This window comes from Commensalibacter sp. M0355 (assembly GCF_016101365.1).
Lineage (GTDB): Bacteria > Pseudomonadota > Alphaproteobacteria > Acetobacterales > Acetobacteraceae > Commensalibacter > Commensalibacter melissae.
This window is the reverse complement of record NZ_JACFQQ010000001.1, coordinates 678,698-701,127: the sequence shown is the minus strand read 5'-3', so window position 1 is coordinate 701,127 and position 22,430 is coordinate 678,698. Positions and strand designations below refer to the sequence as shown.

Annotated in this window: 13 protein-coding genes; 4 read left to right on the top strand and 9 right to left on the bottom strand. The window is 37.3% G+C overall.

The window, feature by feature from the left end; translation table 11 throughout:
• Positions 1–154 precede the first annotated feature (154 nt).
• Entirely contained in the window at positions 155–3,244 is a 3,090-nt protein-coding gene (locus H3T44_RS03320; RefSeq protein WP_198196004.1) for a glycosyltransferase, read from the bottom strand.
• Between the two features lie 279 nt (positions 3,245–3,523).
• Between H3T44_RS03320 and H3T44_RS03315 the strand changes: the two genes are divergently transcribed.
• Positions 3,524–5,068 (top strand): hypothetical protein, encoded by a 1,545-nt coding sequence (locus tag H3T44_RS03315; RefSeq protein ID WP_198196003.1) that lies wholly within the window; start codon positions 3,524–3,526, stop codon positions 5,066–5,068.
• Positions 5,069–5,170: 102 nt separating this feature from the next.
• Entirely contained in the window at positions 5,171–7,855 is a 2,685-nt protein-coding gene (locus H3T44_RS03310) for a glycosyltransferase (RefSeq protein WP_198196002.1), read from the top strand.
• Here H3T44_RS03310 and H3T44_RS03305 read toward each other — a convergent pair.
• The gene (locus H3T44_RS03305) at positions 7,818–8,723 is read right to left on the bottom strand and encodes a rhamnan synthesis F family protein (protein WP_198196000.1); all 906 of its coding nucleotides are present in this window, start codon (positions 8,721–8,723) and stop codon (positions 7,818–7,820) included. The two genes, H3T44_RS03310 and H3T44_RS03305, sit on opposite strands and share 38 nt — an antisense overlap.
• A gap of 235 nt (positions 8,724–8,958) precedes the next feature.
• Here H3T44_RS03305 and H3T44_RS03300 point away from each other — a divergent pair, with 235 nt between their 5' ends.
• On the top strand, positions 8,959–10,530 hold the full coding sequence (locus H3T44_RS03300; protein WP_199276109.1) for a carbohydrate porin: 1,572 nt from the start codon (positions 8,959–8,961) through the stop codon (positions 10,528–10,530).
• Between the two features lie 89 nt (positions 10,531–10,619).
• Here the strand turns inward: H3T44_RS03300 and yiaY are convergent, their stop codons facing one another.
• Positions 10,620–11,768 carry an L-threonine dehydrogenase gene (yiaY, locus tag H3T44_RS03295; protein ID WP_232347488.1) on the bottom strand — a complete coding sequence of 383 codons (1,149 nt, stop codon included), beginning with the start codon at positions 11,766–11,768 and terminating at the stop codon, positions 10,620–10,622.
• 232 nt (positions 11,769–12,000) lie between these two features.
• Complete coding sequence (locus H3T44_RS03290; RefSeq protein WP_198195996.1) at positions 12,001–13,437, bottom strand: catalase; 1,437 nt, start codon at positions 13,435–13,437, stop codon at positions 12,001–12,003.
• Positions 13,438–13,709: 272 nt separating this feature from the next.
• Here H3T44_RS03290 and H3T44_RS03285 point away from each other — a divergent pair, with 272 nt between their 5' ends.
• Positions 13,710–14,813, top strand: a complete 1,104-nt coding sequence (locus tag H3T44_RS03285; protein ID WP_198195995.1) for a glycosyltransferase family 4 protein — start codon at positions 13,710–13,712, stop codon at positions 14,811–14,813.
• Between the two features lie 14 nt (positions 14,814–14,827).
• Here H3T44_RS03285 and ligA read toward each other — a convergent pair whose 3' ends face one another.
• The 5 genes from ligA to ftsZ form a co-directional block, all read right to left on the bottom strand.
• Positions 14,828–16,933, bottom strand: a complete 2,106-nt coding sequence (gene ligA, locus H3T44_RS03280; RefSeq protein WP_198195993.1) for an NAD-dependent DNA ligase LigA — start codon at positions 16,931–16,933, stop codon at positions 14,828–14,830.
• A 25-nt stretch (positions 16,934–16,958) separates the two neighbouring features.
• The gene (gene recN, locus H3T44_RS03275) at positions 16,959–18,668 is read right to left on the bottom strand and encodes a DNA repair protein RecN (protein WP_198195991.1); all 1,710 of its coding nucleotides are present in this window, start codon (positions 18,666–18,668) and stop codon (positions 16,959–16,961) included.
• Between the two features lie 33 nt (positions 18,669–18,701).
• A complete protein-coding gene (locus H3T44_RS03270; protein ID WP_231504017.1) occupies positions 18,702–19,583 on the bottom strand; it encodes an outer membrane protein assembly factor BamD in 882 nt (293 codons plus the stop codon).
• A 136-nt stretch (positions 19,584–19,719) separates the two neighbouring features.
• Positions 19,720–20,751: a UDP-3-O-acyl-N-acetylglucosamine deacetylase gene (gene lpxC / locus H3T44_RS03265; protein WP_198195989.1), complete on the bottom strand. Its 1,032-nt coding sequence runs from the start codon at positions 20,749–20,751 to the stop codon at positions 19,720–19,722.
• A 157-nt stretch (positions 20,752–20,908) separates the two neighbouring features.
• A complete protein-coding gene (gene ftsZ / locus H3T44_RS03260; RefSeq protein WP_198195987.1) occupies positions 20,909–22,423 on the bottom strand; it encodes a cell division protein FtsZ in 1,515 nt (504 codons plus the stop codon).
• Positions 22,424–22,430: the final 7 nt, after the last annotated feature.

The following is a 22,430-nucleotide window of genomic DNA, read 5'->3' as shown; positions in this document are numbered from 1 at the left end:
AATCTTATCTATTCAATAATTTTATTTTTTTTATTTGTTGTTTTAAAATCACTAAAATGTAATATTTTATTTTAGTGATTTTATATTAAAATATTATAAGTAATTTAATGTATTTGCTAAATATTTATTAATAATATTAAATGAGTTTAAGAAATTATTGTTTTTGATTCCAGGGTGAAATTTCGGGATAAACCAGGTCAAGCCAAGGATGTCTATTTTCAAGATGAGAAACAACCTTGGGTTTGTGGGTATTTTGTTCAGTGAGTACATTGGTCATTGATGCAAAATGTGCCCTATATTCAGCAATAGTATTGGTTATCTGTTTTCCGCTGATACCCATTTCAGCAAGGGAGCACCACATATCAAAATCCTCCCACCCCATTGCATCCCGTTTTACATAAAATCCACCAGCTGCAGCCCAGGCCCATTTGGCAAGAAGAACCATTGCGTCAATATAGTTTCCAACGGTGAGGCGTAGGGGATTAAAGGGAACGTGTCCTCCAATGGCCTCTCCTGCGCCAAAATGCTGTATTTCTGGATAGGCATAACCAATATTCGTATTCTGTATGGCCTGCAATAATTTTTCGCATGTGTCAGGCATTAAACGGTTATCTGCATCCAATTGCATGGAATACAGTGTTTCACTGGCTGCAATACCAATGTTTCGTGCGCCTCCCAAACCGACATTATTTACTGATTGATGGATTTGCAATCGATTGAATCGATGCTTGTGATTTTTTGACCATTCAAGAATTAGGGTGATTGATTCGTCAGACGAACCATCATCAACAATAATCAAATCAATATCCTTTAATGTCTGAATAAAAACGGACTCCAGTGCCTCCAGTATATATTGCTGATAGTTATAGGAAGTAATGACAACCGTTACCTCAGATTCCCGCAAGTTATCATGTTCAAAAAGAATGTTGCTGTGTGGAATGACGGGCAAATTGCGAAGGTTATAGTTTTTGCGTGAAATAATAGTTTCCGCTGCCTGTGCTGCGCCTTTTTCATTAATCAAACTTAAAAGCATTGTATCGCAAAGTTTGGATTGACGTTGCAAACTGAAATTCCATAAAACGGCATGATATGCATTTTGCGCCATTTCTTTTCTAAGTGTTTTATTGTCAATAAGCGATAGTAAATATTCTTCCCATTCTTTCGCGGTAGATGCCAGATATCCAGTAACACCGTGTTGAATGCATCGTTTCAAGGGTTGGGTTGGTGAAACGATTGAACAGACATTTGCCAATGCAGCTTCAAAATATTTAAGTTCACTTTTTGCATTGCAGAAAACATTGTCAATTTCCAATGGGGCAATTGAGATATCAAATCTTGCCAACTCTTGGGGAAGTTTTTCTAAAGGTACGGTATCGCGCCACTCGATGAAATTTTCATAATTTTTCAGTTCCGGAAATTCATTCATATGCAAAATGGGACGGTGGTTTACGGGTTCCCTGAATAAAACAAGGCGTACATTGGAACGTTGTTGAAAAATTGAAATGAGTGCAGGTATGACAAGGGCAAAATCACGCTGATGTGTTCGGGTGCCGCTTGCATAGCCAATCCGGATGTAATCATCATTTTTTGTTGCTTGAACAATACGGGCGGCAAATCGTGATAATTTTACGCATTCATCATCAAAAATATTGGGTAGGGTATATACTAATGGGCCGGCATGTCTAGGAATAAGTTCCTGCGCCATATGTTCACGCATTTCTTTTGTAGTTGCAATCGCAAAGTCTGAACGCATGAGGGTTTGACGCATGTTGTGAAATGTATGGGCCGTTTTTGCCTCGGTTGTACCAATGGTACGTATACCATCTATGATCTCAATATGGGCAAAATGGGGTTTAAAGACAATATCGTCGACATCAAAGGCGGTTAATTTATTATATTCCTTGCTTAGTTTCAGAATTCCATCAATGTGACCGCTAAACTCAACACGCCATAAAATGATGATATCAGCCCATTGTATATCGTTAACGCTAACATCAGCCGCGTTTGAAACCTTAGCTTCATGGCCGGCCATAATGCAAGCTTTGGCATTACGATAACAACGATAAATTACACCCGGTGTATCGGGTTCTCCAGCAACAAAAAGAATTTTTCTTATGGGATTATAGGAATTGTAATCAGGCCTGGCAAAGTAATTCAGGCTATCCATTGAATGTAAAGAGTTAGAACCTGAAAAGGAATTTCCGATAATGTTATTTTCCTTATAAAATTTTCTTTTAATTATATTTATAAAATTAGGAGCATCTATATCCATTTTTATTTTGTTTTTGATATATTTTTTGACGAATACAGGAGTTTTTCTTTTTAATTGTCCATAGATTATTTCAGATATACTTTTTGGATATAAATTTTTAATAGATATTAATTTTTTATTACATCCATTTTTGGCAACCTGATTGGTTAAATCTTTTAATATCTTGTTTTTTTCCCTGATTTTTTGGGTTTGATTTGCAATTTCCTTTTCAGAATATTGAAGTTTTCTGCCCAATAAATTTTGTTCAATTTTTGATTCCAGAAATAGAGATGGCGTTGATGCTTCGTTTTTTTTATCCAATGAGTTATACATCGACCAATATTGGTCAAAAAAAGCACATTTTTTTTGGAATCGTTGTGCCAGAATAGGAGAGTTACTGAGGTCAAAGAGATTTTTTAACGAAACAGGAACCGCTGTACCAGTGTAGAGAATGGTCAGTCCAGAATAATGATAAAAATCAAAATGGGGATATTGCGTCTGCCATGCTGTAATGATCGAGGAGTTTTCCTTGGCAATTGAATGATCGCTAAAGATATTATCTATAACAATCGTGGTATTTTCAGGAAGTTTTTCATACAGCGAATTTATAATGGGTGCTTTTTTAAGGGATTGGTTCAGACTGTTGATGAAAATACAATCGTAATCGGAAATATCAGGTTTGATGGGTAGCAAGGTGTTCGGATATGAATAGGGGCTTTCTTTCTTTTGTTTTTCACTGAAACATTGACTGGATAGTTCAAAACTATCAATAATTTCGCATATATTTTTATGAAGGATTCTTTTAATATCATTATCAAATATTGCAATTTTTTTTGGTTTTAGGTTTGTTATCAACCATACGAGAACAGAATAATGGTGATGAATTTCATTTTTTAGAAAAGGAGTATGAAAAAACAGATTCTCATTATCGTTTTTTAAGAGATCTTTTAAAGAACTCGTCTCTTTTTCTTGTAAAGGTTGATTTTTTATCATGATATATAAGCCTGGAATTGATTAACTATATGAATTATGTTATAATAATATTGTATATATGAAGTATACAAAGTATGATTTTAAGGTCATAATCCTATCATAAAATTGAATAAACGATTTGTTTTTAAGTTTGATTTAACATTAGTGTTTTGTTACAACATACAATGTTGCAAGTAAAAAATAAATTTGACAATTTTTAAGTAATATTTTACTTTTTTAACAAAGTAGAATTAATTTTGATAAATTATAATAATTTGGATATTTTAGAGTAAAGTAGAGATGGCAATTATAACGGTTCCAGGTGGTTCAGATTCTTCTATAGCTGTGACTGTAGATGGTTCTCAGGCCTTAGCACTGGCTAATCAAATTAGAGATGATATTGTAAGTCATTATTATAAAACTGACAGAGATATTGATGTTGCTAATTTTTATAATGGGGATGATATTTCTCCATTAGCATCACGATCAAATCTTTTATTTGACGGCGTTATCAGGAACGGAGGTGTTTATAACGTTAAGGATGGCGTTAATTTCATTACCGTTGGTACGCTAATCAAGGACGGACAGAAACTTGATGCCAATGATAAATTTGATGCAAGTAACTTCAGTTTCCTAAATGAACCTGTAACGGTAAATTCGGCAATGAGCGCCAATCAGTACGTTCGTGTATTGGCGGGGATTGATGCTCAAGTCACTTATAAGGCGGGCAAGGAAAGTGGGCAATTTGCTGGCGGCTCCAAGGATCATCCAATCAATTTTATCGGTAACGATCAAGAGGGGGGTAGATGGCAAATAGCAACCGGTGACGGAGATGATACCATTGCCTCCGGTTCAGGAAATAATGTCATAAATGCGGGTGCCGGCAAGAATAAGATAACCTTGGGAACAGGTAATAACCAGGTTACTTCGGACGGACAGGATACAATTACCGCGCCTAATGGTGGTTTTAACTCAATTACCATTCGTGGCGGTCATTCATTGATCAATATTGGTGACAACAGTCTTATCAATGATGTAAGTAGCAATAACGTTATCACTGTTGGGGGTGGCAGTACCGTTATTGGTGGTAACGCGGGCAATGTTACATTTAATGCCGCTTCTAATGATGGCCATAATAACAATCATAACCGCAACGAATTTTTGGGTGGTCAAAATAACACGATTACAGCTTCTACGGATAATTTTGATGTAATTCATGGTGTTAACAATACATTCAATATCAATGGTAGTTTCAAGTTCTTCAATGGTACAGGCAATACGAATGTTACCCTAACTGGTGGGCAGAATATAACTACACAAACTCAAATATTTGGTGCGGATGGATTAAACTTCCACCTGACAGCAAAAGATGTTAATGATCCAAACAATCCAGTTCTACTTGTCGCTGGTGGTGGTGGAAACCAGACATTGGATGGTTCGACATCTTCTTCGAATCTCTTGATTTACTCTGATTCAACCAAGGGTGCTACAACACAGCTACTCGGTGTTGGTGGTGCTGGTAATGATACTTTGGTTGGTGGTGTTGGCTCAAATACATTGACCGGTGGTGAAGGTAATAACTTGTTTATCTTTACTAAAGATACGGATCAGGGTGGTAAGACATTAATTACTGACTTCTCCAAATCCAAAAATAATATGGTTGAATTCCTCAACTACGGATTTAATAGAAGTGATGTTGATCGTATTCTTCAGAATGCGCATCAGGATGATAAAGGAAATGCTGTTCTTGACCTTGGTAACCATCAATTGATTCTGCAAGGTGTTTCGGTTAAGGATCTTAAAGGGACACAGTTTACTTATATCAATGATCCAGTAAAAAAATAAAAGACTAGATCTATATTTGGTTTTTTCGAAAAGCTTGCTATTTTATAAATAGTAAGCTTTTCTGTTATAATGATCATTATTTTCACTAGCCAGTTGTAATTTATGTATAAAAAAGAAAATGATATTGAATATCTAAAGGCTGAAATTAAAAAAAAAAACCGGCTTATTGATGAATATCATTTAACCTTCAGGATATTGAATTTACAAATTGCTCAATTACAGCATTATAAAAATCGTATTTCAAATTTACATGCTCGTATAGAATATTATAGGAAAGTCATAGATCGGCTAGAAAATATTATTCCAGTAAAAAAGTTTATAAAGATCGTTTATTTTGGAATTGATCGTTGTGTAAATATATTTGAAAAAATTTTTAAAAAAATTAATTGTAGACAATTTATAATAAATGAAAAAAATAATTTTATTTTTCATTACAAATTTTTTGAGAACCAACAGTTTAATCAATCACATCTAATTTTAATTGTAGCGGAAGTCACGTTACCACAATGCTATAAATATCGCGTACAGCAAAAAAAGGAATATTTTGAAAAACTGGGATGGCAATGCAGAATTGTTGACTGGAGAAATCAAAGTGAGGTTTTATCAGTCTTACAAATTTGTAAAGAAGTGATTTTTTATAGGGTTCCTGCTTTTCAAAATGTTTTGGATCAGATTTCTGAGGCTAAACGATTGGGTTTAAAAACCTGGTGGGAAGTTGATGATTTAATATTTGACAAAAAATTATATTTACAATGCGGGTTTATGAAGTATTTACCCAAAGAGGAGTTGGATTTATTACTTTTTGGATCAGGATTATTCCGTAAAGCGTTATTGGCTTGTGATTATGCAATTGCTTCTACATCCGCTTTGGCACAAAATATACGACAGGTTGGAGTTCATGAAGTTAAGGTTATAGAAAATGCCTTGGATCAAAATACTTTACGAATTGCTTCAGACCTTTATCCACGTAAATTGGAAATAGATGGTGATCTTAAGAAAAAAGATGAAATAATTGTTCTTTATGGATCAGGGACTAAAACTCATAATGCTGATTTTCTGATTGCGGCCGATGGAATTATTTCGGCACTTATTCATGAAAAAAAATTAAGATTGTGGATAATAGGGGAACTTGAATTACCAAATCAATTTGGGGATTTCAAAAATCAGGTCTGTTATTTTTCTTTTCGGTCCTATGATCAATACATGAAATTATTGGCGCATGCTGATATAGCTATAGCACCGTTGGAAGATATTGCCTTTAATGATGCCAAAAGCAATATTAAATTTTTAGAGGCATCCATTTTAGGTATTGTCTCTGTTTGTTCTCCCCGAAAAAATTTCAAAGAAATAATTCGGGATGGTGAAAATGGCTTTATTGCTAATTCGACATCTGAATGGAAGGAAAAAATATGTTTACTGGCAGGGAACTCCCAGTTACGTCAACGTTTAGGACGACAGGCTTATTATGATGTCTTAAAGGATTATTCTCCCGATACAATTTTAAAAAAACAGGTTGAACCTATTTTTGGAATACCGAATAAACAAGTCAGGGATAAATTAAAGATTTTGGTGGTTAATCTTTATTATGCACCATATTCTTACGGTGGTGCCACCATGGTTGCAGAGGAAATGTCCCGTCGGATACAAAAAAAAGAGAATACTGAAATAGCAATTTTTACCTCCCGACCTTTTTCACAACATAAAGGATTAAGGCGTTATTGTGATAATGGATCCTTGGTCTATTCAGTAGGGATTTCACCGCAATCATATCCATCTGAAGAATTCAATAATACAGAAATTGTGGATCCATTTGAAATGGTTTTACAGGCTGTTCAACCAGATATTGTACATTTTCATGCAATTCAAAATCTTGGACTGCATTTGATTGCTTCATGTCAACTGAAAGATATTCCTTATATTATTACTCTTCATGACACGTGGTGGCTTTGTGACCGTACATTTATGGTCAAAAATAATCATAAATATTGTTTTCAGGAAAAAATAGACCTGAATATTTGTCAGGCATGTGAACCCCAGGTTTTCTATTTAAGAGAACGAATGAAAATGATGAAAAAATCACTCGAAGGAGCCTCGTTGTTATTAAGTCCAAGTGAAACACATCGTCAGCTTTATATAGTGAATGATGTTGATCCCGATAAAATTATAGTAAATCGTAACGGAGTTTCCCGTCCAAGAAAATTGCGTAAAAAGCGTATGGCGGGTTCTGTCTTGAAGTTTGGTTTCGTTGCCGGAAATGAGATAATAAAAGGCTATAATCTCATTTTTGACGTATTTACATCATTAAAACATGAAAACTGGAAATTGACGATTGTAGATAGCAAAAACAATCTTGGATATTCATCATTTGATATAGATTCCTGGAAGGGGCAGGATAAGGTTATCATTATTCCACCCTATGATGAAAATTCAAAAGATGATTTCTTTAATGAAATAGATATATTGCTTTTTCCTTCCCAATGGAAAGAAAGCTATGGGCTGACAGTCAGGGAAGCTTTGCTACGAGATGTTTGGGTTGTGTGTACCCATCCTGGTGGCCAGTCAGAGGATGTTATGGACGGTATAAATGGTACCTATATTTCATTATATGATGGTTCGGAAGAATTAAAAAAGGTTATTGAAGGATTTCTGGAACAACCATCCTTTTTGGATGCCTATCTTAATCCATATAAGGATCATATTATGACTTATGAACAACAGGCTGATGAATTATTTGAAATCTATAACAGTGTTAAAGTGGCGGAGAACAAGAAACACCCTGTTTTATGAAATATGTCCAGGCAAGTTTTGTATCATAAGTTATGGCAAGATATTTCAGCCGTTTCCACCATACGGTATGGGGGATCATCGGTCGGTTAGTATGGTTGTTTAAATAGGTGTCAATATAGTTTAATTTGAAAAATTGATTGTTTTTCAGAAGTGTACGGTAATAGTTTAGCCAGAAAATTCCAAAGTGATTATCACGGATGAGTTCTTTTTTAATAAAAGGGACGTTATCAGAATGCAGGATAGTATACCAATCCAGGTGCATGGGATTGACGTTTTTTTTATTTCTAAAAAGTCTTGTTTTTGTTGGTGACCAGGCTGCCTTGCATTTAATTTCCGGAATTGATTGCAGAATGCGTCCCAGCTTTAATTCAGCTTGCTGGATAATGGCCTGTCTGTCCATTTGTTTGAATGGTTGCATAAACAAGTCTTGAATTGCTGGATTAAAAAATGTGGTATGGTTAAAACACAGAAACCATGATTGGAAATGCCAGTTCATTTCAAAACTATCAACCATCCCCCATATATCCAAGTTTTTGGTAAACATTTTTTTAAAAACAGGCTGCAGGGGATATATGGGGCCAAAAATGCTGTCATTAGTTAGTAGGATATAATCAGCATGATCGGTGACTTTTTTTATTATTAAATCTTGCCATGCTCCAAAATCCAGTCCCTGATTAGGACGAGAATGGGGTGTTATTGAATGTTTTTGGCAAAAATCGTGTATATCCTCTGAAATTTTTTCTTTCCCGGAAAGGGCTAAATGTGTTTTCCATCCGCATAAATAAAGTTGCCTTAAAAAATGTTTTGTGTCGGGAAGAAGTTCATCCGTTGAATTATAAGAGGCAAAAAGACATATTCTGTTTGACATATTTAGTTATGATATTTGACTTATAGTGAAAATTTATCGTTAGAATTCATAAATTTAAAATATTTATTATTAAATTCTAAATATAAAATGTGAAAAAAACAAGAATTAATATTAAACTAGCTGTAAATAAAATACATTGATTTAAAATTAAAATACATATCAAGTATTTTATATTGATAAATAATATTTATTTATTGTTAAATGTAATAAAAAAATAAATAAATTATGGGAAAACATGAAAGAAATATGTAATAAAGATATTTTATTATCAAAAATATTTAAATTATTATGTTTTTCTTTAATTGTTATTGTTATACAATTAGAAAATAATAATTTAATTGTTCATGCTCAAAATTCACAAACAGATTCTTTGGAAAAAAATCGAAAATATGATGATGAGTTAACGGATTGGCACATGATTCCGGCTGGTAGTAGTGGTGGATGGAGAACAGCTGTCAGTCGTGCAGAAAGTAACCGTATTGATATCCAAAGAATGCAGAAAGAGAGAACAAATCCCTATTTGCCCCAACCGGAACATTTGCTTGGAAATTGGTGGGGATTGCATTCATGGTTGTATAACCGGGGCATTAATATCAATTTTGACAACCAAAATGAATTTGCAGGAAATATTTCAGGATATCATCAAAAGAAATCAACCAATACAGGTGCAGTAGATGCAAATATAGATATTGATTGGGAAGTATTGATTGGGGATAACTGGATCACGAATGGTCTGGTTGGACATATGACAGTCATTGGTCGTTATGGAAGCAATCTGAGTGCAGGGCTTGGGGAAAATATAACACAGGTGCAGGAATTATATGGTGCTGGTGGGAATGTTGTTGCAAAACTAGTAAATCTGTATCTGGATAAACATCTTTTGGAAGATCGCATGATCATGTCCTTTGGAAGGATGGATGTCGGGGCAAGCTTTGCAACCAGCCCCATTCAGTGTTATTTCATGAATAATGGAATTTGCGGTAATCCAAAACCCTTAAGTGGACAGGCGGCAGGTTTTTCAGCATGGCCGGATTCAGAATGGGGAATTAATATTCTGTTTCAGGCCACTCCTCAATATTTTATACGTGTAGGCATGTATCAGGTAAGTCGGGCGGCTTATAGCAATAGGGCCGGCCATCGGGCAGGCTGGGCCGCTGTGGTTAGAACAGGTGAAGATGCCGGTGGGGAATTTCCTATAGAAATGATCTATCAACCAAAATGGGGAAAGCATGAATTAACGGGACATTATAAAATTGGATTTGCCTATGATACGTCACCTTATCCTGTTTGGGGCCGTTCCATTTACGGGGGGCATATCACTTCGGCTAATGGAATAGAACAGAAATGGAAACGGGGACGGGATGAGGAATGGGTTTTACTGGATCAGATGATTCAGCGAAATGGACCGGGTGATTTGGACGGGTTGATAGGATATCTTGGTTTTGTTCACAGTAATCCAAAAACATTTCAAAGACAAAATCAATTTCTGGCGGCCATTATCAATACCGGATTTTGGCAATCACGGCCTATGGATGGAATAGGTGTTCTATTTGTTCATCAAATTATGAGTCGGGAAGCACGCAAGGCGCAACGATATAACATAATGTCAGGTTTTCCCATCGGGGATATTGTTTCAGGAGCATCTGGAATACAATCAGCAGAAACAACGGTAGAGCTTACTTATTTAATTCATATTTATGATGGAGTTATGTTTCAACCTGATTTTCAATACGAGATTCATCCAAATGCACAAAAAAATATTCCTAATGCAGCCTTTCTCGGATTCAAAAGTCGTATAGACTTTTAAATATCTTTCAGTAATTTACATTAGATAGATGATAAAAAAACAGGATATGGTTATCCATATCCTGTTTTTTTAAGTTATGAATTTATTAATTACATTGCTGATTTAAAGATTGCCGCAACTTCTTCAGCATTTCCCTGACGGGGATTGGTCAAGGCGCAAGCATCCTTAAGCGCATTGGCAGTCAAGGTGGGAATATCTTTTTCCTGAACCTTGAGTTCTGTCAGATTGGCAGGAATGTTAATATCTTTTGAGAGGCTGCGGATAGCCGCGATACAGGCTTTGGCGCCTTCCTCATCATTCATGCTACTGACATCAATATTCATTGCCTTTGCAATATCTTTTAAACGAGTGGCACATTTGGGGAGGTTGTATTCCTGAACATGAGGCAACAGTACTGCATTACAAACCCCATGTGGCAAACCATAAAAACCGCCAAGCTGATGTGCCATTGCGTGGACATATCCCAAGGATGCGTTATTGAATGCCATTCCTGCGAGCAGTTCTGCATAGGCCATATTTTCACGGGCTTGCATGTCCTGGCCATTTTTAACTGCATTGCGCAGATTTTCTTCGATTAGGGTTACGGCCTTCAAGGCACATGCATCTGTGATGGGTGTGGCGGCAGTGGAAACATAGGCCTCAACTGCATGAGTCAGAGCATCCATACCTGTCGCAGCAGTCAGTCCGGGAGGCATGCCCGCCATTAAAGCGGGATCATTGACAGACAAAATAGGTGTTACATGAGGTGTAATGATAGCCATTTTAACATGGCGTGTTTCATCCGTGATAATGCAAAAACGGGTTATTTCACTGGCTGTTCCAGCCGTTGTGTTGATTGCGATTAATGGAAGTTGAGGTTTGTTGGATTTGTCAATTCCCTCATAATTTTTGATTTCACCACCATTGGTGGCAAGCAGGGCAATCCCTTTGGCACAATCATGCGGAGAACCACCCCCAAGGGAAATAACGAAATCACAATTATTTTCTTTGAGTATTTTTAATCCGTCATTAACATTTTTTACGGTTGGATTGGGATGGGTGCCATCAAAAACATTTGTTTTAATTCCTTGCTGATCAAGCATATCAGCAATTTTTTTGACTACTCCGTTTTTGCTTAGAAATGAATCTGTAACGATAAGGCCATGCTTGAGACCATGTCCCTGAATGTGGGAAATAGCGTCTTGTAAGGCGTTTTTACCAATAATATTTACAGGTGGAAGAAAGAATGTAGTACTCATAATATTGTATATCCTTTATCACCATTATAGTTTCTTAGAGATATATAAGAGTAATTTAATAAAATTAAAGTCTTTACTCTAAGTAAATAAGGGGAAGAGTCGCGCTCTTTTTATTAAGTATGTTTGTAAATTTTACAAAATTATAATCCCCCGATTATGGGTTTTAATCAAGGGATTACTTTAAAAAACCAAATATTAATTTCTATATTTGAAAAATCGGATAATTATTTTGTCATTTTAGACCCGTCGCTACTTTTTGTTCCAGTTCCGGGTCAATTTTCTGGAAGTGTTCCAACACGCGTTTTTGAATATCCTTTCGAACCATTTGTAAGGATTCAACAAAATTATTGATCAACAGACTTTTTTGTTCTGGTTTCATCAAATGAAACAAGGCCCTTGGATAACTGTAATAGTCCTGGTCAACGCGGTTGTCGTACCTTCCCCCTTCACCGGATGTATAATCCGGGAAATAGTTTTCAGGAGTGTTCGTTTGTTTTGGTGCATCTGGATCGCTGTTTGGTTCATAGTTTGTCATTCCGCCTCCATTATCATCAAAACGCATATATCCATCTCTTTGGTAATTGTTTACAGGGCTTTTTGCAGCATTGATGGGCAGCAGCTGATGATTTGTTCCAACCCGGTACCGTGCGGCATCAGCATAGGCAAATATACGTCCTTGCAACATTTTGTCCGGGGAAACGCCTATGCCGGGAACAACGTTGCCAGGGGAAAAAGCCGCCTGTTCTACCTCGGCAAAATAATTTCCTGGATTACGATCCAATTCAAAATATCCAACTTCATGCAATGGGAATTCTTTTTGTGACCAAACTTTGGTAACGTCGAAAGGATTATCCTTGTGATTCTTTGCCTGTTCAATCGACATAACCTGTATATAGGCTTTCCATCTTGGGAAATGGCCCTCCTTGATTGCATTGAATAAATCCTCGGCAAGGTAATCCGGATTGGAACCGGCTAAATCTCCAGCTTTTTTAGGATCAAGATTTTTAACACCCTGTTCTGTTCTGAAATGCCATTTTACCCAAGTGCGGACATTATCCTTATTGATTAGACTGAAAGTGTGGCTTCCATAACCATGCATGCATCGATAGCTGGCGGGAATACCCCGGTCAGAGAAAAGGATCATGACCTGATGCAGGGCCTCGGGAGATAAAGACCAAAAGTCCCATTGAAAATTGGGATCTTTTAGATTGGATTGAGGATCCCTTTTCTGGGTACGGATGAAATCGGGGAATTTCAGGGGGTCACGAATAAAAAACACGGGAGTGTTGTTTCCGACAAGATCCCAGTTTCCATCTTCAGTGTAGAATTTCAAGGCAAAACCGCGTGGATCCCTTACCGTATCGGCTGATCCCCTTTCGCCTGCAACTTGTGAGAAGCGTGCAAACATCGGGGTTTCTTTACCTATTTCGCTAAATATTTTGGCACAGCTATATCTGGTTATATCTTGGGTAACTACAAATTTTCCGTGAGCGGCCGCCCCTTTGGCATGAACACGCCGTTCGGGTATAACTTCACGGTTAAAATGAGCAAGTTTCTCAACCAGATGAAAATCATCCAATAGAATTGGACCACGAGGTCCAGAGGTTCTGGAATTCTGGTTATCGGGAACAGGAATACCTTCAGCTGTAGTAAAAACCTTTTTACTCATTTGTAGCTCCTTATTTTATTTTTGTTTCATAAGCCAATTGTTATTTTCTTGACCCAATAATTGTATCATACAATCAATAATTCAAAAGTAACTATTTGAGTTTTAAATATATTATTGGATTATTACTTGCCTGTTTTATGTTTTTATTAAGGATAATTAATAATTATTTATTTATTTGTTAATATTTTATATTGATATTGGCAAATAACGTAATCTTCTGTAAAAGGTTGGTAAGATCAGTATGTTTTGTAATTATTGTTTCGGTTATCTATATGAAGATATATTATATTGTTAGCAGTTTTGATGGGGGTGGGGCTGAATTCGTAATTCCTGATCTGATAAATTTATTCAAGAAACTGGGGCATTCCGTTGAATTGTTCGGCTGTATACCGAGAAATATGGAAACTGTTGATTTATTTAAAAAAAGTAATATTTCTTACCGTTTATTATCAGGAAATAATGAAAATAGATATAAATCCACTTTTCATTTCAACCAAATTGTAAAACGTTCCCCTCCCGATGTTATATGGACGTCATTGACACGTGCGACGGTGGACGGCCAATTGGTGGGGTTATGGAACCGGATTCCGGTTGTCAGTTGGAAACATAGTGCAAACAGCTATTCTTTGAGATTAATCAAAACAATTCTGATGCAGCGATTAAGTCGGCTTTGGATTGCTGACTCAACAGGAGTTGCCAATTTTTTGAAATCGAAAATGAAAGTTCCTGAAGATCGTATAAAAATCTGGTCTTTATTTAAAATTCCACACAATCTACCTATGGGTTCAGTATGGAATGGCAAAGGAATATTTCATATTGGTTCAGTTGGGCGTTTACATACCGTAAAAAATTTTCCCTTAATGATCAGGGCGATGGCTTACATCAACCATCATTATCCCGAGGTTGGAAAACGGATAAAATTATCCATTGCTGGATCGGGAAAGGAGGAACGGCATTTGAAAAACCTTATTCATTTATTAAAAGTGGATAATGTCGAATTGATAGGTTTTTCAGATGATGTCATGAATTTTTTATCAAAACTTCATTTATATTTGCAAACTTCTGTTTATGAAGGCTTATGTATTGCCGTTCATGAAGCTTTGGCTGTCGGTATTCCGGTTATTTCAACAAATGTTGGGGAGATGCGGAGTGCTTTCAGGAATAATTCAATAGGAACATTAATTGATAAAAATTCTCCAGAACTTTTAGCTAGACAAATTCTGGAATATTATCATAATCCAAGCAAAACACAGTATTATGCTGCGAATGCACGTCAATATATGCAACAGCATTACAGTGAGGAAAGTTTCGAAGCTTCCGGAAGGTTTATTTTAAATCATATTGAAGAGAATATTTTACCAAGATATTTGAAATAAACCTTGTTTGACCATTATGTTTTTTCAGATCCAATCAATTCATTCCATTCTTGTTCATCGAGACATTGCAAACCAAGTTCTTTTGCTTTTCGTGCTTTACTGCCACCATCTGTACCCTCGATCACGAAATCGGTTTTTTGTGAGACGGAAATTGTAACTTTTGCCCCAAGCCGTTCAGCAATATTTTTAGCTTCGGAACGTGTCATGGAAGATAGGGTTCCTGTAAAAACAATTGTTTTACCGGCAAGTTTTCCCGTTTGCTGATACTGCATAGCCTGAATGGTCAGTTCCTTTTCAAGATCCTGCAGGGTTGTCAAATTATGCTTTTCGGTAAAGAACGCAACAATTTCATCCGCGATTGCAGGACCAATTCCCTCAATGGAACCCAATATCAATCTTTCTTCAGAGCCAGTTTGTCGGGCGGCCAGCATTTGTTCCTTCCAGTTGGTATATGATGTATAGTATCTGGCCAGAATTTTGGCTGTTGTAAGCCCTATCCTTCGAATTCCAAGGGAATAAATGAAATGGTCCAGTGAAATCCTTCTATGCTGGTCAATGGCGGTTAAAAGGTTTTTTAAAGAAAGCTCTCCCCAGCCTTCAAGTCTTAGTATGGTTTGTTGATGTTGATATAAACGAAAGATGTCCGCAGGTTGCTTGATTAAATCCATACGGAAAAAATCGAGAACGGTTTTTTCCCCCATACCTTCGATATTGAAAGCATCCTTAGAGCAAAAATGAATTAATCGTTCCTCAATCTGGGCTTTACAGGACAATCCACCTGTGCAACGACTTACAGCTTCGTTTTTTGGTTTTTCGGCAATAGCTCCACAAACAGGGCAATGTGTGGGAAATATAAAAGGCGCTGCACGATTTTGAGAATTGCAGGATATATCAACTCGCAAAATTTGGGGAATTACATCACCGGCACGTTGTATAATGACCTGGTCATGTTCCCTGATATCCTTACGGATTATTTCATCTTCATTATGGAGCGTGGCTCTTGTTACGATAACGCCACCAACATTTACGGGTTCAAGGAGGGCTACAGGCGTTAAAGCGCCTGTACGTCCAACCTGAATCTCGATTTTTTTTATGCGGGTTATTGCCTGTTCCGCCGGGAATTTCCATGCAGTTGCCCAGCGTGGGGATCGTCCGATAAATCCCAATCGGTTTTGTAAGGTGATAGAATTGATTTTATAAACCACTCCATCAATATCGTAAGGCAATCCGGAACGCTGATGGATAATGGACTGTTGAAATTCTTCCGCTTCCCGGGCATTTTTAACAACCTTGAATAAGGGATTAACGGTGAAGCCCCATTGCTGTAAGCGTTCTAAAAAATGTTCATGTGTATCCGCGATTGATTTATCTGAATAACCCTGTGCATACACAAATAGGGAAAGGGGTCTTGAGCGTGTAATTTCAGGGTCAAGTTGTCTGAGAGAGCCGGCTGCGGCATTTCTTGGATTGGCAAAAAGACGTTTGTTATTTTTTTCCTGTTCTCTATTTAAATTGAAAAAATCTTGCTTGGAGATGTAAACCTCTCCCCGAATTTCAATTGTGTCTGGATAATTTTCTGGAAGTGTCAAGGGTAGGTTCCGCAATGTTTTGACATTTTCGGTAACATCCTCTCCCGTTGTTCCATCACCACGTGTGCTGGCTTGGATTAGTTTACCATGTTTATAGGTAAGGTTAATGGATAATCCATCAATTTTTGGTTCTGCAACAAAATGAAGATTATCAAGTTCATCTGGTTTGAGATCAAGATAACGCTGGATTCGTTTTATAAAATCTTCAAATTCTCTAATATCAAATACATTATCAAGGGAAAGCATGGGTATTAGATGTTTACATTTCTGTAATCCTCCCGTCGGTTTGATTCCAACCTTTTGGCTAATACTGTCTTTTTGTCTGAATTGTGGGAAAAGGAGTTCGATCTTGTTATATCTTTGGCGCAATTTATCGTAGGTAGCATCTTCCACCAAAGGTTCGTCTTGATTGTAATATGCGTGATCCAATGATTTTAATAAATTGGCAAGTTGTGACAATTCTTTTTGAGCCTGTTCGGAAGATAGTTCAGATATGGAAATCTGGTGAAAATCAGTTTGAAATTTTTGCATAATTTTGAGTACTTAATTTTTTTTATTATTTATTTAGTAAGCTATCTGCGGCGGAACGGGCAGCGTCAGTAATCTGGTTCCCAGCAAGCATACGGGCGATTTCCTCTTTACGCTCGTTTGAATTTAGACATTTTGTTGTGGTATAGGTTATGCCATTTTTAATTAATTTGCTAATTTGAAATTGCGTATCTCCACTGGCAGCAACTTGAGGGCTGTGTGTGACTGCAAATACCTGCATAGTTTGAGCGACATGATGTAATTTTTCACCGATTGCCGAAGCGGTCGCCCCGCCAACACCGGAATCAATTTCATCAAAAATCAGCGCTGATAAGGTAGACTTTTGGCTTAAAACAACTTTTAAAGCCAATAAAAGTCTGGAAAGTTCTCCGCCGGAAGCGGACTTGTTCAAAGGGGCAGGAGGGACACCGGGATTGGCTGCAATCAAAAACTCAATTTGTTCCTTACCGTTTTGATTCCATGCGTCTCTGTTAAGTGGCTTCAAAGATACGAGGAATTTTGCGCGTTCCAGTTTTAAGGGTTTTAATTCGGCAGTAACAGCTTGTTCCAACTTTTTGGCAATTTTCTGTCTATGTTGTGATAGTGCTTCGGCGGCTTCCTCAAATTTTTGGCGGTATTGATTAACTTCTATTTCGAGGGTCTTGATTTGTGTTGTTCCAATATCTAGTTGATTGAGTTTTATTTCAAATTCTTGAAGCAGATGGGACAATTCATCAATAGTCACGCCATATTTCCGGCTTGCGCCGCGTAGGGAGAATAATCGTTCCTCTATTTCATCAATTTGTTGAGGATCAATTTCAATCGTGTTTACAAGCTGTGAAAGTGTTGTTTCCGCTTCCGCTAAAGATTCTTCTGCTTGAGTGATCGCTTCCAATGCTGCTTGAATGGATTTATTAGATTCGGAAAATGAAGTGTTTTCAGAATTGGATAAGAGACGTTGAAGAGTTTTACTTGCATTTAGCAAGACTTGGGAAGGCTGGTTATTTTTACGGTCCTGGGGAGCAAGCTGATTAAGAGCAGAAACCAGTAATTCCAGATGTCTTTCATTTTGTTGTAATGATCGTCTTTTATGAACAAGCTCTTGTTCCTCTTCAGCTTGTGGAGAAAGATTTTTTAATTCCTCAACTGATTCTCGTAACCATTTTTCTTCATGTAATGTTTTTTCAAGATTTTTTTTAAGAGCGGCAAGTTTTGCTGTTGTTTCAGTCCATTGATAATAGGTTTTGCGAGTTTCATTCAATAAGTTTAGTGGAGTGCCAAAATTATCGAGAAGAGAAAGATGATTTCGCATATCCATTAGACCAATCTGCGAGTGCTGTCCCTGTATTTCGATAAGTAGTTGACCAATTTCTCGTAAAAAATTAAGACTGATAAGCTGATCATTAACATAGGCGCGTGAACGGCCATCCTGTGAAATAGTACGACGAATGACCAATGGCTGATCGGTTATTTCCGGAATTTCATAACCTTGTAATTGTAATTGCTGATAGACAGGATGCGTTTTTTCGATTTCAAAACAAGCTGTGACCGAAGCCTGATTTGATCCAGTCCTGATCAAGGAAGAGCTTGCTCTTTCACCTAATGTTAAGGCAAGGCTATCTAGTAAAATAGATTTGCCTGCCCCTGTTTCTCCAGTAAAAACCGTAAGTCCATGATCGAAGGTTAAATCCAGCTTTTCAATTAAAACAACATTACGTATAGAGAGTTGTATTAACATTGGGGCTTCAGTATATAAAACAGGGATGTTTTATTAAAAAATAGAAGTGAGTGAATACCACATTCGTTTGAAGAATCCAGGTTTTTTACTGGTTGGTTTGGCTGTTTGTTCTGAAACAAGGTGATATTTTCTTAAATCATTATATGTATAGCGATACCAGTGACTGTTGGGATAGTTATATCCCAATACAGATGCTGTCTTACGGGCTTGATCTGTAAGTCCCAATTTTAAGGAGACTTCAACGAGACGATGTAATGCTTCTGCTACATGGTTGGTCGTTTGATAGTCTAAAATAACCCGTTGATAACGGGTAACAGCGGCTTCATAGTTTTTTTGCTGTTCATAAAAGCGTCCGATGAGCATTTCTTTACCGGCGAGATGGTCACGGCATAAGTCAATCTTGAGCTGTGCATCACGGGCATAGGAGGTTCCGGGGAAACGGCTTACTACATCATTCAAGGCACTAAGCGCTTCCATTGTGCCTTGCTGATCTCTTGTGACATCTGAAATGCGTTCGTAATAACATAAGGCGCGAAGATAAAAGGCATAGGGTGCATCTGGGCTATTTGGATGAAGCTGTAAATAGGTTTCCAATTGTTTTACCGCTTCTGGATACTTATTTTGCAGATAATAAGCATATCCTTCCATTAGTTGGGCATTAGGGGTATAGCCTGAATAAGGGAAATTCTCCTGTAATAACTCGAATTGTTTAGTGGCTAATTTGTATTTCCTAATCTTGATGCCATCTATACCGTTGTTGTACAGTTGTTCAGGAGTATTTTCCTGATATGTTGCTGCTGAATTATCATTCAACTTCTTTTGATCTTTATGACCGCCACCACATGCAACAAGACTCGTCGCAAGTAATAATGGGAAAAAATGTCGTATTGGATAAAAATAACGTTTTTGATTCACTGTATCCACAGTTTTAACGACTTTCTATTCTATAAAATGGCACAAAATAAAAATAATGTTTCTTTTATAACATGGAAGAAAGAAAGAGGAAGATTTTAATTTAGTAAAATTAAATTTTGTTTTGCAGGTGAGGTTTTTATGTTTCTTGTCTGAGAGGATATCTGTCTAGAGAAATGACCTGGGAATTATGGTAAACCCTGCCTGATAATTTATGGGAAAATTGAAAGCGCCATGCATCTGTTTGTTTCATCAAGGCGTGAAGTAACATATTGTTTAGTTTATGTCCTGATTTATATCCAATAAATTTTCCATACAGTCGGTGGCCTGCTAAAGATAAATCGCCTATGGCATCAAGCATTTTATGTTTGACAAATTCATTTGGACAATATAATCCTTCCGGATTTAGAATTTTTCCGTCATCAACAACAATGGCATTTTGTAGACTACCCCCTTTTGCCAAACCCATTTTATGAAGTGTATCTATTTCTTTTTTAAAGGTGAATGTTCTACAGAAGGCTATTTCTCTTTGAAAATTCTGGGGGGTTAGGTCCATGTCAAAGGTTTGTTTTCCAATTAGAGAATTTGGAAAATCAATCGTTAATGACAATGATAGTTGATTTTCGGATGATGGATGAAATTCAGCAAAAGCGTCGTTATACTCTACCCGAACAGGTTTCATAATTTGTATGGCGGGTTTGTCTGCATAAAGAGATTGTCGGCCAGCCTTATGTAGAAGCGTGGTGAATTTGGCGGCAGATCCATCCAAAACGGGCATTTCAGGCCCATTGCATTCGATAAAAAGATTGTTAATTTGATAGCCTGCCAGCGCAGACATAATATGTTCGACCGTTCCTATTCTGATATTTGAGTTATTCGGAGAAGCAATAACCGTGCTAAGACTTGTATCAATAACGTTATTATAATGGGCTGGAATTGGTGTGTCATCAAGATCTGTTCTAAAAAATACAATTCCTGTTCCTACTGGGGCTGGAATCAATTTTACATGAACCAACTTGCCTGTGTGCAATCCCATTCCTGAGAAATTAACAGGAGAGGCAAGGGTATATTGCAAGGATAAGTTTATATCATTTGTAAATTTGGAAGATAGCAATGAATTATATGCGATGTTTACCTTTTTTGAAGCGGGTAGAACCTGCGGATAATTCATAGTTTTCTCCTCTAAATAATTACCAAGATTTAATAACTCACATGAATTTCATTATAATTTTTAGTAAGGGAATACTAGTCAAAGATTATTGCATAGTGTTACGCATTTAATATTTTATTAGAGGCTTCAAAAGTTTTGAAGCCTCTAATAAATAATATTATCTTGATTTTCTACGAAGAAAAGCTGGTATATCTAGGCTTGCCTCTTCAGTTGAAGATTGACTTTTCTGGTCATTTTTGTTGGAATCCTCACTATTGGAGACAGAGGGTTCATTCTTTTTTTGATGATAGGAAGGTGAACCATTATTGCTTCTTCCTCGTAAGGCACCGGTAACAATACCAAAAAGACTGCGTGAGGGAGCAGTGTTAGTTTCGGGTTCTTGATGACGTGAATCTGAAAATAAACCTGAACGTGGTGATGTTTTTGACACACGTTCTGGGACAGAATCAGGGGAGGGAGGGATTGGATCATCAGAAAAATTTGTTTGATTCTTTTCTTTCGATTGATCAAATGATGCTTTGGTCTCAGATGATACATTTAAAGAAGATTCATCCGATTTTTTTTCTGTATCAAACTGTGTCTGATTATTTTCAGAAGGTATATCTGTTTGTGCGTTATCTGAATCTTTTGATTGTACGGTATCGTTTGAAGATATCTGCTGCTCTTGTTGTACAGTTTGAGATTGCTTTTCATATTGCACCGGGCTGTCTATGCCGGTTGCTACCACTGATACACGAATTTTTCCTGTCAGGTTCTCATCAATGGCGGACCCAAAAATAATATTGGCATCTTCGGCAACTTCTTCACGAATACGGTTGGCTGCCTGATCGACTTCAAACAGAGTCAGATCATCACCGCCCGTAATGTTAATCAACAATCCTTTTGCCCCAGCCATAGACGTATCTTCAAGCAATGGATTGGAAATGGCTTCCTCTGCTGCACGGATAGCCCGATTTTCACCTTCCACCTCTCCTGTTCCCATCATAGCCTTACCCATTTCAGCCATGACTGTTCTGATATCGGCAAAATCAAGATTGACAAGTCCAGGCGACATCATAAGATCTGTCACCCCTTTAACCCCCATATACAACACTTCATCTGCCATTTTGAAAGCATCTTTCCATGTTGTATTTTCAGTTGCTGTACGGAAGAGGTTTTGGTTTGGGATTACGATCAGCGTATCAACAAATTGTTGAAGTTCGGCAATACCGGCTTCCGCCAATCGAGCCCTGCGAATTCCTTCAAAGGTAAAGGGTTTAGTGACAACTCCGACGGTCAGAATTCCACGTTCACGTGCCATTCTTGCAATGACTGGTGCGGCACCGGTTCCTGTTCCACCACCCATCCCAGCAGTGATAAAAACCATGTGAATATTGTCAAGATGCCGGGCTATTTCATCAGCGGCTTCCTCTGCAGCTGCGCGACCAATATCCGGTTTTGCACCAGCTCCCAGCCCTTGGGTTAGATGGGGACCTAATTGAATACGATTATCAGCATGACTGTTCATCAATTGTTGCGCATCGGTATTGGCAACAACAAATTCTACGCCTTTCAAATGCAATAAAATCATGTTATCCACAGCGTTGGTTCCCCCTCCACCAACACCAATAACAGTAATACGAGGGGTGAAATCTTCATAAGCGGGCTGTGGAATCGTTAAATTGAGTGTCATGAATGTC

Excerpts from the sequence above, each read along its gene's own strand:
- H3T44_RS03320 (WP_198196004.1), bottom strand. The coding sequence starts at position 3,244 with ATGATAAAAAATCAACCTTTACAAGAAAAAGAGACGAGTTCTTTAAAA.
- H3T44_RS03315 (WP_198196003.1), top strand. The coding sequence starts at position 3,524 with ATGGCAATTATAACGGTTCCAGGTGGTTCAGATTCTTCTATAGCTGTG.
- H3T44_RS03310 (WP_198196002.1), top strand. The coding sequence starts at position 5,171 with ATGTATAAAAAAGAAAATGATATTGAATATCTAAAGGCTGAAATTAAA.
- H3T44_RS03305 (WP_198196000.1), bottom strand. The coding sequence starts at position 8,723 with ATGTCAAACAGAATATGTCTTTTTGCCTCTTATAATTCAACGGATGAA.
- H3T44_RS03300 (WP_199276109.1), top strand. The coding sequence starts at position 8,959 with ATGAAAGAAATATGTAATAAAGATATTTTATTATCAAAAATATTTAAA.
- yiaY (WP_232347488.1), bottom strand. The coding sequence starts at position 11,768 with ATGAGTACTACATTCTTTCTTCCACCTGTAAATATTATTGGTAAAAAC.
- H3T44_RS03290 (WP_198195996.1), bottom strand. The coding sequence starts at position 13,437 with ATGAGTAAAAAGGTTTTTACTACAGCTGAAGGTATTCCTGTTCCCGAT.
- H3T44_RS03285 (WP_198195995.1), top strand. The coding sequence starts at position 13,710 with ATGAAGATATATTATATTGTTAGCAGTTTTGATGGGGGTGGGGCTGAA.
- ligA (WP_198195993.1), bottom strand. The coding sequence starts at position 16,933 with ATGCAAAAATTTCAAACTGATTTTCACCAGATTTCCATATCTGAACTA.
- recN (WP_198195991.1), bottom strand. The coding sequence starts at position 18,668 with ATGTTAATACAACTCTCTATACGTAATGTTGTTTTAATTGAAAAGCTG.
- lpxC (WP_198195989.1), bottom strand. The coding sequence starts at position 20,751 with ATGAATTATCCGCAGGTTCTACCCGCTTCAAAAAAGGTAAACATCGCA.
- ftsZ (WP_198195987.1), bottom strand. The coding sequence starts at position 22,423 with ATGACACTCAATTTAACGATTCCACAGCCCGCTTATGAAGATTTCACC.